This is a genomic window from Anaerococcus lactolyticus ATCC 51172 (genome assembly GCF_000156575.1).
GTDB lineage: Bacteria > Bacillota > Clostridia > Tissierellales > Peptoniphilaceae > Anaerococcus > Anaerococcus lactolyticus.
The window spans coordinates 1-241 of record NZ_GG666126.1 but is presented as its reverse complement, the minus strand read 5'-3'; the positions used below and the strand labels follow the sequence as shown (position 1 = coordinate 241).

1 pseudogene is annotated in these 241 nt (G+C 69.3%); it reads left to right on the top strand.

Annotated elements, in window-relative coordinates:
* A pseudogene (locus tag HMPREF0072_RS11510) lies at nucleotides 1-241 on the top strand (hypothetical protein); the annotation flags it as partial.

The window sequence follows — 241 nt, the reverse complement described above, 5'->3', positions numbered from 1 at the left end:
CTTCCCCTGCGCAACTGGCAAGGCGGCGAACTGCGCCTGCCGCGCGGCTTCGCCCTCGACCAGCAGGACGACAGCCAGTTCTCCGACACCCGCCTGCGCTGGAAAGCCCGCCAGTCGTCCAGCGAACCCTGGGTCGGGCTGAATTGCGCCGGCTGCCACTCCACCGACATCAGTTACCGCGGCAGCGAACTGACCGTCGACGCCGGCGCCACCCTGGCCAACGTCCAGGCGATCTTCGACG